Genomic DNA, 12,620 nt, shown 5'->3' with positions numbered 1-12,620 from the left:
GTTTTAAAAACACTTTGGTATGGAGTAAACTTTATAATTTCCAGAGGGATGCGGTAATTGGCGCCATTAATAAACTTGAAAAGTACAATGGTTGCATCCTTGCTGACAGTGTTGGCTTAGGGAAAACATTTTCAGCACTTGGCGTAATCAAGTACTACGAGATGCGAAATAAGGACGTATTGGTGCTTTGTCCCAAAAAACTGGAAGCCAACTGGAACACTTACCGTAACAATGATAAGAACAATATCCTGCAATCTGATCGATTCCGATACGATGTATTATTTCATACGGATCTTTCTCGTGACAAAGGTGAGAGTAATGGCAGACGGTTGGAAAATGTTAACTGGGGAAATTATGGGCTTGTAGTGATTGATGAATCCCATAATTTCAGGAATAATAATGCTTATTCTGATCGAGAAAACAGGTATCAGAAACTGCTAAGGAAGATTGTCAAAGAAGGTATAGAGACAAAAGTTTTGATGCTTTCCGCAACTCCTGTTAATAATCGATTCAATGACCTTAAAAACCAATTGGCATTAGCTTATGAGGGAGAAGCTTTTAAAATCGATAGTAAGTTAGATACTAGTAGTGGAATAGAGCAAATTTTCCGAAGGGCACAGCAAGCATTTAATATTTGGAGTAGATTTGATAATTCAGAACGTACCACAGAAAAGCTGCTTGACATGCTTGATTTTGATTTTTTCGAAATCCTGGACTCGTTGACCATCGCCCGATCCAGAAAGCATATTACTACCTACTATGACACCACCGCAATAGGTAAATTCCCTAAAAGGAATAAGCCAGTTCCTATGCAATGCCCACTTACCGAAGATGGACAGGTCACCTATGCAGAAATCGCAGAAGAGCTGACTTTACTGAACCTGTCAGTATATACCCCATTGAATTATATCCTTCCCAGTAAACTACAGCTATATAGAGATGTATTTGAGAAGGATGTAAGGTCAGGCGGTGGTAAATTGTCCCAAATCGATAGGGATAACAGCTTAAGGATTTTGATGCGCATCAACCTATTAAAGCGACTGGAAAGCTCTGTGGACTCCTTTAGGTTGACTTTGGAGGGTATTATTACCCAAATAGAGCGTGCAGTAAAATCCATTGAGAAGGATTCAAATGGTGAATACCAGGGAATTCAAGCCAAAATTAATGATGAAAATTTTGACTGGGAGTCAGACTGGGGAGATGAAGAGGGAATGATTGGAAAGAAAATAAAAGTTCATATTTCTGATATGGATACCCGTAAGTGGAAGGAGGACCTAAATGAGGATTTGGTTTTACTTCATCGCATATGGAGTAAAATAGTAGATATCCAGGGAAAAGATGATTTTAAACTTCAGCAGCTTATTGAGCTGCTTGATAAGAAGATCAAACAGCCATTTAATCCAGGAAACCAAAAAGCAATTATTTTCACGGCCTTTGCCGACACAGCCAATTACCTCTTTGAAAATATTCAGGGCTATTTAAAAAGCAAGTATAATATTAATACAGCGCTCATTACAGGCTCCAAGAAAATCAGCAATGAAAAGAAAATACCTGCAGAACTCAACCATTTATTGAGTTGTTTTTCTCCTATTTCAAAAAGTAAGGTACAATTGTATGCTGACATTCCTGAATCAATTGACTTATTAATTGCGACAGATTGTATTTCCGAAGGGCAAAACCTACAAGACTGTGATTATTTAATCAATTATGATATCCATTGGAATCCAGTGAGGATCATTCAGCGTTTTGGTAGAATAGATAGAATTGGATCAAAGAATGATAGCATTACCCTTGTCAACTTTTGGCCGGATATCACCCTGGATGCCTATATAAACCTAAAACAGCGGGTAGAAAGCAGGATGCAGATCAGTAATATGGCCAGTACAGGTGATGACAATATCCTTAACACAGATGAAAAAGACCTGGAATATCGCAAGATCCAACTCCAAAGAATGCAAGATGAAGTGATTGACCTGGAAGATCTAAGGGAAGGTGTAAGCATTACTGACCTAGGGTTAAATGATTTCAGAGTGGATTTATCCAATTATATCAATAGCTATGGAGAACTAACCAATATTCCTGAGGGATTGCACGCAGTGGTCCGGGCCACCGATATTTTATCAAAAGGTGTAATTTATGTGTTGAAAAATGTCAACTCAAGTGTAAATATCAATAAACTTAACCGACTGCATCCCTATTACCTGGTTTATATCAAGGAATCAGGAGAATTAAACCTTAGCCATATAGAATCAAAAAAGATTCTCGATGCAGTTAGAATGCTCTGCAAGGGGAAAAGTGAACCTCTTGAAGATCTTTGCAAAGTCTTAAATGAGGAAACGGATGAATACCATCAAATGGATTTTTATTCCGATTTGCTTAAAAAAAGCATTGGAAGTATTCTGAATGCCGAAGAGGAAAAGGAAGTCATGAGCCTTTTTAAATCAGGGGGAACCACTACTTTAAAGGAGAAATTCAAAGGAATAGAAGACTTTAAGTTAGTGTCATTTTTAATTGTGAGATAATGGATTTATTCAACTTACCTCGCCAGACCGTAATAAATAGGGTTGTCCCTAAAAATGCTTTTGATAAGTACACCAATACCAAACAAAAGGCATTGTTTTCAAGCTTGATTTTGCGCATCACCTGGACCAATAAATTGTCAGAGGAAACTAGTAACCTAAAAGGTCAGGAAATATCGGAAATACAAGTTTTCAAGGTAGAACTCAAAGAAGGCGGGGATCCAAAATCACTTTTGGACATTATCGATAAGTCCATACCCTATCACATTATCTTTGTGGTTTCGCATAGGGGGAATGTTTTCTTGTCTACTTCCAAAAAACATCCCCATCCAACAAATGAGGATAACTCGGTTATTGACTGGACTTTTAAATCAGATTGGTTTACCGCGAATGAAAATCAATTCAGCCTAAACCTTAAGAAAAGCATTGACGCTGTATATCAGGATTTTTGCAATCAATTATCCGGAAATTTTAAGGCAACCCAAAAATCCATCAGTGAGCTGATTGATATGAATAAAAATGTAGATAAGCTAAACAAAGAAATTGCCAGTCTGAAATCTGCCATAGCAAAGTGTAAGCAGTTTAATCAAAAAGTTGAGTTGAATATGAAGTTAAAAGAGGTAGAAGCGAAATGGGAGCAGTTATCCTATGATTAAAATTTTCATTGAAAAAGAAATTCATTGATGAAGACAAGATTAGCCTCATATCGATAAATGAATATTAAGGTATTACTGTAAATAAAAGAACTTATGCATCCAAGAGTTATGTCCAGCCCCTTTGAAAATTTGTAGTGATAAGATTATTGGATTGTTATGAATTTAATAACCTAATTCGAATTTGCAATGCAGATTTTTAAAATAGAGCATTTGCAATGTCTCCATAGGGTAAATTGTGGCATTGATAAACGCAGGAATTTCCTAGTCCCCCTTGCAAACGAGGATTAATGAAAATTATTTTAGAACGACATAATTTGGCGTATCCTCTATTTATTTTTGCTATAAGTATATAACCAAAATGATATGATAAAAGGAACCGCCAAGATCGCCGTAGAAGCTAATCCAAACCCTGAAGTAGAAAATGCCTCGACTAAAATTAATTTAGGGCAGGTATTTTCTCCCTCAGGAGAATACCTTAATGAACTTTCTTTGTTTGCAGCCTATTTTAATTTGATACCCAACCTCATCACCGAAATAGAGATTAACTGTAAACGGGCAAATGAATGGTTTGAAAATCAGTATCAAGCTGAAGTCAAAAAAAAACATTTTAATAAGCGCTACTTCAGCGGAAGTAAAAAAGCCGAACTTGATAAAGTCTTCTATTTCCTGTTTGAGGATTTAGTAGTGTGTTTTGACATCAATAATTCAAAGACTAAGTTTCTCTTTTCCGGAACCCCTGCTGAAAAAGTGGAATCAATAATAAAAGAAGTAAAAAAGTTCAAAAATAGAATTCAAAGAAAGCCATTTATCACCTTGCTTATCAATTCATCTGGGCCTGGGTTTGAATATATGTCTTTTCAAATAACCAAACCCAAGCTTAGTATTGAAGACAATTATAATGATGACTTCGAAGATACGCACAAAACCATCCTTCAAAGACTTCAAAAATCTAACGACAAAGGCTTGGTGATTTTACATGGGAAGCCAGGGACTGGAAAGACGAATTATATACGGTATTTGGTTTCATTGATAAAGAAAAGGGTGATTATTCTTCCTCTTAGCAGGATAAGTACGATTACCGATCCAGAACTGATTCCGCTTTTGACAGAAAACCCCGATTCCGTTTTTGTCATCGAGGATGCGGAGAACATCGTGATTGACAGGGAGGAAGAAGGTTACTCCCCGGTATCTTCCTTGCTTAATATTTCAGATGGATTGCTGTCTGACCTTTTGAATATTCAAATTATCTGCACTTTTAATACAGACCTGTCAAAAGTCGATAAAGCTTTAATGCGAAAGGGAAGACTAATTGCCAAATATGAGTTCAAGGAGTTGGAAATGGAAAAAGCCAAGCGGCTCTCGGGGAAGTTAGGCTTTCAAACGGAAATAAACTCCCCGATGACATTGGCCTCCATTTATAATCAAGAAGAAAAGGATTATCGTCAAGAACAAAACAATAAATCCATTGGGTTTAAGGCGACCAATGGAAACAAGTTTGCTAAAAACGATTAAATAACAAAAACTATAAAACCATGGCTAATTTTTATTTCGTGCATTGCGGACGAAAATTTTCAAGCGTATCCAGTCTTACAACATCAAACTGTTCGAGACACCCGCTGGGTGCGAATAAAGAAAACACAAGCTGTACGAAGGCAGTAAGAAATCAAGGTACACTTGCAAGGATTGCGGAAAATCATTTAATTCAATCAGTGCTATGACCACATCAAATTGTTCGAGGCATCCAAATGGACCTAATGAAGGCGGGCATATGCCGGCGTTTTAGCCTTATTTTGAAAGCTCTAGTTGAAATTTTACGCTTTAAATTTTATAAACTTAACCTAATTTTAAAAGAACATGTTTGAGGAAAGAACAACTGAGATTGCCGAAAAACGCGGAAAGAGTCCAATTTTTGACGGTATTGTAAATGAAGAAGCATATAAAAATGCTGAGACGAAGATTTTATGGGTTTTAAAGGAAGCCAACAGTACAGGCGAAGTTGGTGAGTGGGATTTGAGGGGTGCCATAGATAATCTTAAAACCGAAAAAGGCATAAAAAATGGATGGGAAAAGACTTTTAGAAAAATTGTTTATGTGACGAACGGGATAATAAATGGTACTGAGTGGGATGATATACCATATACTAATGAAGACCCTTCCATAATTGATGTGCTTAAGAAAATCGCGTATATTAATATTAAGAAGGTTGGGGGTATATCTAAGGCGAATGATAATGAATTACTAGAGTATTACAATGAGTCAAAGGATTTATTAATCGATCAAATAAATGCCTATAGTCCTGATGTAATCATCTTTGGGAATACTTATAGGTTTTTCCAAAATGATTTAGGCTTGCCTGATTTTGAAGTATTTGGAACCTGTCATGCTGTGAAAAAGAGTAATGTTATCTATATAGACGCTTATCATCCAGGGGCCAGAATAAATGAAGAAGATTATTTTAAAGATATTATAGAGGCATACAATCGCTTTAGAAACGTAGAGTAGTCATTTATCTCCAAGCAGTTCAGGTTATTAACACACTTCCGATTGGTTACAGGAAGGGGCATCAGCTCTTTCCTTTAGACAGAATAGCAAAATTCCAATCATCTTCGACTTGAACCAAGAGGCCAAATCTATAAGCAATGATGAAACATTATTTAATGTCAAAATTCAAATCCACAGGGGTAACTTATTTACTATGGTTATTTTTCGGATGTCACTATGCCTACCTTGGAATGTGGGGAATACAACTCCTTTATTGGATAGCAATTATTGCCGGATTCTTCTTTTTTCCGTTATCGGTAACGTGGATTTGGTGTATTGTGGACTTATTTCTAATACCCGGCAAAGTCAACAGGTATAATGCGGCAATCTCTGCTAAAATAACCGAGATTGAGAAAAGTGAAAGAGACCTTGAATTTCAGAGAAATTTGACCATTGCCCAAGCAAAATATCAAACAAATGTTACTGACAATAACAACGACACATAAACCAGCTACAGACCTTGGGTTCCTGCTCCACAAACACCCGGAAAAATTCCAATCGGTGGACTTGTCAATAGGCAAGGCGCATGTATTCTATCCTGACATTTCAGAAGACAAGACGACTGTTGCACTACTCCTTGACATTGACCCGATTGACATGGTGAGAGGTACAAGAAATCTTTCAGGCAAGGGATTTACGCTCGGACAGTATGTAAATGACCGACCGTATGTTGCTTCATCGTTTATGAGCGTTGCACTTTCCAAAGTCTTTTCGACTGCCATGAATGGCAAATGCAAGGACAGACCAGAACTGGTTGACACCAAATTGCCTTTTGAAGTAAAAATAGCTGTATTACCTGCCCCAAGGGGCGGAGAAATCCTAATCAGAAAACTCTTTGAGCCATTAGGCTATCAGGTAAAACTTCAACGACACATTCTTGATGATAAGTTCAAGGACTGGGGAGAGAGCAAATACTTCACGGTGGAATTGTTCAACACAATTACGACCAAAGAAATGCTTTCACATTTGTACGTCCTCATTCCGGCTCTTGACAATGACAAGCACTATTTCGTGAGCCAAAATGAGATTGAAAAGCTCTTTGAAAAAGGAAAGGGATGGTTGGAAACACACCCTGAAAGGGAACAAATTACAAGACGGTATCTCATTAATCTCAACTCGCTTACCAGACAAGCTCTTGAACGGCTGAATGATGGTGAGGAGTTGGAATTGGATGAAGAAACCGAATTGACAAAGGAAGAAATCAAGAAAAAGGAAACGCTTCACCAACAACGACTTTCACTCGTTTTGAAACAGCTTAAAAAATCAGAAGCCGAGACCGTTCTTGACCTTGGTTGTGGTGAAGGAAAATTACTGAGAATGCTGATTAAGGAAAAGCAATTCTCCAAGATTGCCGGAATGGACGTTTCATACAATGAACTGACCAAAGCCAAAGACCGCCTGCATTGGGAAGAAATGGCACCGAAACAAAAAGACAGAATTGATCTGTTTCAAGGTGCATTGACATACAAGGACAAACGGCTCGAAGGGTTTGACGCTGCTGCCATTGTGGAAGTTATTGAGCACTTGGATGAAAACCGTTTACAATCATTTGAGCGTGTTGTTTTCGAGTGTGCTAAACCTAAAACGGTGATACTGACAACGCCCAATGCAGAATATAACGAACTATTCGAGAACATGGAAGCCGGGACTATGCGCCATACTGACCACCGTTTTGAATGGACAAGAAAGGAATTTGAAGGTTGGGCGAAAAGAGTGGCAGAGAAAAATAATTACAAAGTGGAGTTTCTGCCGGTTGGACAGGAAGAAGAAAAGGTAGGCGCTCCTTCACAAATGGGAATATTTACAAATGGAAATTAAAGTACCTGAACTTTCATTAGTGCTTCTGATTGGTGCTTCCGGTTCAGGTAAAAGCACATTTGCCAGAAAGCATTTCGGCAAGCATGAGGTTGTCTCATCTGATGAGTGTAGAGGAATTGTATCAAATGATGAAAACAACCTTGCAGCAACCAATGATGCTTTTGACCTATTGCATTACATCATTGGCAAACGTCTGAAAAACGGTTACCTGACCGTTGTTGATTCAACGAATGTTCAGCAGGAAGCAAGAAAGGGGCTTATTCAACTTGCAAGAGAATACCACACCCTGCCTGTTGCCATTGTGCTTGATATGCCACAACGAGTTTGCGAAGACAGAAATGAAGAACGACCTGACCGTGATTTCGGCAATCATGTAATCCGCCAGCAGAAACAGCAATTGAAACGTTCCATCAAGGGATTGAAACGAGAAGGTTTCCGCCAAATCTATATTCTCAAATCTCCTGAAGAAGTTGACAGCGTTACCGGCATCATTCGTGAAAAACTGTATAACGACAAAAAAGACATCACAGGGCCATTTGATATTATCGGAGACATTCACGGCTGCTATGATGAAACCGTTGAGCTTCTTGAAAAGCTTGGATACAGCATTAATAAAGTATCGGATGACGGAAAGAACTTTGGAATTGAGGTAACACATCCTGAAAATCGACAAGTCATTTTTCTTGGTGATTTGGTGGACAGAGGCCCAGATTCTGCGGCAGTCCTGAAATTGGTTATGAGCATGGTTCGTAGGGGAATGGCCTGGTGTGTTCCTGGCAATCATGACTTGAAGCTGCAAAAGAAGCTCAACGGCAAGAATGTGGCTATTAAGCATGGATTGGCGGAAACCTTGGAACAGCTTGATAAAGAACCGCCTGAATTTATCCATGAGGTCAAAGAGTTTCTTTACAGCCTCATTAGTCATTACGTTTTTGATGATTGCAAACTCGTTGTTGCTCATGCCGGACTAAAAGAAGAAATGCTAGGCAGAGGTTCAGGAGCGGTCAGGGCGTTCTGCTTATACGGAGAAACCACTGGTGAAATTGATGAATTCGGTTTGCCTGTTCGCTACAATTGGGCTTCCGAATACAGAGGAAAAGCAAAAGTCGTTTATGGTCATACTCCTGTACCGGAAGCGGAATGGTTCAATAAGACCATTGACATTGATACAGGCTGTGTGTTTGGAGGCAAATTGACTGCCCTGCGTTATCCAGAAGAAGAATTGGTTTCAGTTCCAGCAAAAAAAGTGTATTGCGAACCAGTAAAACCATTTCAAGAAAAGACAAACGGACAGCTAACACATCAACAGGAGTATGACGACTTATTGAACATTGATGATGTTATTGGAAAACGAATTGTTCAAACCCGTCTCCGAAACAATCTCACGATTCGGGAAGAAAACTCCATTGCAGCATTGGAGGTAATGAGCCGCTTTGCCATCAATCCAAAGTGGTTGATTTACCTACCTCCTACCATGTCTCCATGTGGCACAAGTGAACTGCCAGACTTCTTAGAGCATCCTGACCAAGCTATCTACTACTACAGGAAAAGAGGCGTTGACAAAATCATTTGTGAAGAAAAGCACATGGGTTCACGAGCCGTTCTTGTGATTTGCAAAGATGAAGAAGTCGCCCAAAAGCGCTTTGGTGTAATCAATGAAGGTGTCGGAGTATGCTACACGCGAACAGGCAGGAACTTCTTCAATGACAGCGCAATCGAAAAGGAGTTTTTGGATAAGGTGAACAATGCTTTGATGAACTCGGGTTTCTGGGAAAAGCACAATACCGATTGGGTTTGCCTTGATACCGAATTGATGCCTTGGTCTGCCAAAGCGCAATCCTTACTTAAAGACCAATATGCATCTGTCGGCACAGCAGCCAAAAACTCACTTTCAGAAGTTGAACAAGCATTGCAAAAAGCAATTGATAGGGGAATTGACGGAGCCAAACAGCCTTTGGAGAAATTCAGCTACAAGAAGGGTGCAATCTCCAAGTATATTCAAGCGTACCGGAATTACTGTTGGGAGGTTAAGTCAGTTGATGATTACAAGTTAGCTCCGTTTCACATTCTCGCAACCGAAGGAGCAGTTCACGCTGACAAAAACCATGAATGGCACATGGAGAATATCAAGGAAATCTGCAATGCAGATGAAGAGCTATTCCGTGTAACATCCTATAAGATAGTTAACACCAAAGACGACCAGAGCATTAAAGCTGTGGTTGACTGGTGGCTTGGCCTGACAGCAAAAGGTGGCGAAGGAATGGTAGTTAAACCTTATGAGTTCTTAACTTATGGAAAAGAAGGGCTTTTGCAACCGGCTGTAAAATGCAGAGGCAGTGAATATCTCCGCATCATTTACGGACCGGAATACGATATGACGGAGAATATAGAAAGACTTAAAAACAGAGGACTTTCAAGAAAACGTTCTTTGGCACTAAGAGAATTTGCTCTCGGTATTGAAGGACTTGAACGATTTGTAAAAAATGAACCATTGAGACGAATACATGAAAGTGTATTTGGAGTATTGGCTTTGGAAAGTGAGGACGTTGACCCAAGGTTATAGGTAATCCACGACAAGATTGGTAATAAAGAAAAACAGGCCTTTGAATTGGTTAGGTCGGAAGAGGAATAGTATTTATCAACAAAATTAAAAGCGGTTTTAACAAACCCAAGTAAGTATGTCAAAAAGAGAATCTATAGCAAGACAGTATTTGATTATTAATAAACTACGGAATAAGTCAGCTAGCTTTTTGGAGATTGCTGATCGTTTGGCTTTGGAATCTGAGTTACAGGGGTACAACTTCAATATTTCCAAACGTACTTTTGAAAGAGACTTAGAGGATATTCGTTCCCTGTACAATATCGATATTCAATTTGACCATAGCAGAAAGGGATATTGTATCGTCTATGATGGACAGCCTGATGGAAATCAGAGAGTTTTAGAAGCGTTTGATACATTCAATGCCTTGAATTTGACGGATAGATTGTCAAATTTTATTCATTTTGAAAAAAGAAGGCCTCAGGGAACCGAAAATCTCTATGGACTACTACATGCGATAAAAAACCAGAAGGAAATTCAGTTCACCTATCAAAAATTTTGGGAGGATGAATTGACCAGTCGAAATGTGGAACCCTTCGCCCTTAAGGAGTTTAAGAACAGGTGGTATCTATTGGCAAATGACCTTAAAGATAATCATATAAAAAGCTTCGCCCTTGACCGATTAACGGAGTTAAACCTGACAAAAAGGAAGTTCAATATACCTGCGGAATTCAATATAAATGATCATTATAAATATTGCTTTGGAATAATGAGTCCAAATGACCAAAAGCCTGAAGAAATCATAATATCTTTTGAACCCTACCAGGGTAAATATATCAAATCACTGCCCTTGCACGAGTCACAGCAAGTCCTGGTGGATAATGAAGAAGAATTGCGCATCAGACTGACTTTATTTATTACTTATGATTTTATCATGGAGTTACTGTCTTATGGAGAAAACCTGAAGGTTATTAAACCGAATAGTTTAATAAATGATTTAAAAGCGAAGCTCAAGAATGCACTGGGACTGTACGAATAAAAAATATAACTTACATAAACATGGGGAAATACGCCATTTCAGAAATACATGGTTGTTACTACTTTCTTAATGAACTTTTGAATAAAATCGGTTTATCAAAAACATATGAAATCTTTTTTGGGAGAAACTTCACCAGAAAGAAATTTCCGGTCTCTGGGAAGACTACCGAGCAAGTCACCGAGCAAGTTGATACCCTTATTGCAGTAATAAATGGGGAGAACAGTCGATACGAGCATATGCAGCTTCTCAACAGAATTTTTCCGATCATATTACCTTCAAATAGCACTCTAGTTAGTGATGATTGAACTCACTATTTTTGACATGCCAAGTAGTAGATGGTCTGACAAAAATTGGCCAGTATTTAAAGGGCGAAATTACTGGAGAAATTAGAGGCGAGATTATTGACAATAAATTAAGCGGTATCGTACAACTATAGTACATCTTTGGTTAACATAAAAGACTTATAATCAACTATTTAACATTTCCTGCATCGGCAAATAATAACGGAAAATAAATCTGAAAATATATAATTAAGCGAAACAAAAAGGATGTAAATTAAATATTTACATCCTTTTTTATTTGTTATTGTTTCTGATTTTTTGATACTTTTGTACACCATTTCCCCCTCTATTTGTACTTTCTACCGTCACTGTATATAGCGGTACAATTTGGGGGAGATTATGATACATACTGATACATACTGATACATTCTGATACCAGTTGATACAGTATGATACATGAAATAACTGAAATTCTCGAATTTAACTATGAGCTCAAATATCAGGATCAGGAGGGTTTGTCAGTACTGTGGTATAGAATTCACTGCAAAAACCACAGTTACCAAATATTGTGGCGACAGTTGCGCCAAAAAAGCTTATAAAAAAAGGAAAAAGGAAGAAAGCATTGCCGCATCCAATGAAGAGACGGTACAACAGGTCAAACTGGAAGTCAAAAAGCTCGAGGAAAAAAGTTTTCTGACCATAAGTCAAACCTGTGAATTATTGGGTATCAGCAGAATGTCACTATACCGAATTATCAAAGAGGGTACTTTAAGAGCAACTAAATTAGGCCGGAGGACCATTATACATCGAAAAAACTTAGACTCATTATTTAACATAAACAACCATGAAAGTACATTTAAGGAAACGGAAAATCAGTAATGGGAGAATAAGTCTTTATTTGGATTTCTACCCACCTATTGTTCATCCACGAACCAATAAAAAGACGCGTAGGGAGTTTTTAAAATTATATTTAGTCGAAAAACCAAAGAATATATTTGAACGCAACCATAATAAAGAAACAAAACTCCAAGCTGAAGCAATTAGGGCCTCCCGTCAATTGGATGTTCAAGCCCAAAGGTTTGATTTTTTGGATTTTGGCATACAAGAAATTGATTTCATAGAATTTTATGAACAAATCGTTCGAAATAAATGGTCAAGCGACAGTACGCATTCGATTTGGCTTACTTCCCTTAAGTACTTCAAGAAATTTACCAACGGTCAATGTAC

10 protein-coding genes are annotated in these 12,620 nt (G+C 38.1%); all 10 read left to right on the top strand.

The features are described 5' to 3' along the window. The coding region (locus ACYVAA_RS17380) for a helicase-related protein (RefSeq protein ID WP_460544121.1) at positions 1 to 2,522 on the top strand (2,522 nt) is incomplete at its 5' end. After that, positions 2,522 to 3,175, top strand: coding sequence for a DUF4391 domain-containing protein (locus ACYVAA_RS17375; RefSeq protein ID WP_460544119.1), 654 nt, complete (start codon positions 2,522 to 2,524; stop codon positions 3,173 to 3,175). The genes ACYVAA_RS17380 and ACYVAA_RS17375, both read left to right, overlap by 1 nt. Positions 3,176 to 3,538: 363 nt before the next feature. Then, on the top strand, positions 3,539 to 4,687 hold the full coding sequence (locus ACYVAA_RS17370; RefSeq protein WP_460544117.1) for a P-loop NTPase family protein: 1,149 nt from the start codon (positions 3,539 to 3,541) through the stop codon (positions 4,685 to 4,687). A gap of 342 nt (positions 4,688 to 5,029) precedes the next feature. Further along, positions 5,030 to 5,677: a hypothetical protein gene (locus ACYVAA_RS17365; protein ID WP_460544115.1), complete on the top strand. Its 648-nt coding sequence runs from the start codon at positions 5,030 to 5,032 to the stop codon at positions 5,675 to 5,677. Positions 5,678 to 5,814: 137 nt separating this feature from the next. After that, the gene (locus ACYVAA_RS17360; RefSeq protein WP_460544113.1) at positions 5,815 to 6,162 is read left to right on the top strand and encodes a TM2 domain-containing protein; all 348 of its coding nucleotides are present in this window, start codon (positions 5,815 to 5,817) and stop codon (positions 6,160 to 6,162) included. Next, positions 6,134 to 7,534, top strand: a complete 1,401-nt coding sequence (locus tag ACYVAA_RS17355; RefSeq protein WP_460544111.1) for a 3' terminal RNA ribose 2'-O-methyltransferase Hen1 — start codon at positions 6,134 to 6,136, stop codon at positions 7,532 to 7,534. Before ACYVAA_RS17360 ends, ACYVAA_RS17355 begins: the two co-directional genes overlap by 29 nt. Next, on the top strand, positions 7,524 to 10,097 hold the full coding sequence (locus ACYVAA_RS17350) for a polynucleotide kinase-phosphatase (RefSeq protein WP_460544109.1): 2,574 nt from the start codon (positions 7,524 to 7,526) through the stop codon (positions 10,095 to 10,097). Before ACYVAA_RS17355 ends, ACYVAA_RS17350 begins: the two co-directional genes overlap by 11 nt. 115 nt (positions 10,098 to 10,212) lie before the next feature. Next, a complete protein-coding gene (locus ACYVAA_RS17345; protein ID WP_460544107.1) occupies positions 10,213 to 11,112 on the top strand; it encodes a helix-turn-helix transcriptional regulator in 900 nt (299 codons plus the stop codon). 767 nt (positions 11,113 to 11,879) lie between these two features. After that, the gene (locus ACYVAA_RS17340) at positions 11,880 to 12,272 is read left to right on the top strand and encodes a helix-turn-helix domain-containing protein (protein ID WP_460544105.1); all 393 of its coding nucleotides are present in this window, start codon (positions 11,880 to 11,882) and stop codon (positions 12,270 to 12,272) included. Continuing rightward, the coding region (locus tag ACYVAA_RS17335; protein WP_460544103.1) for an Arm DNA-binding domain-containing protein at positions 12,238 to 12,620 on the top strand (383 nt) is incomplete at its 3' end. The genes ACYVAA_RS17340 and ACYVAA_RS17335, both read left to right, overlap by 35 nt.

The organism is Echinicola sediminis, assembly GCF_054777495.1.
This window is presented reverse-complemented; position numbering and strand designations above follow the sequence as displayed.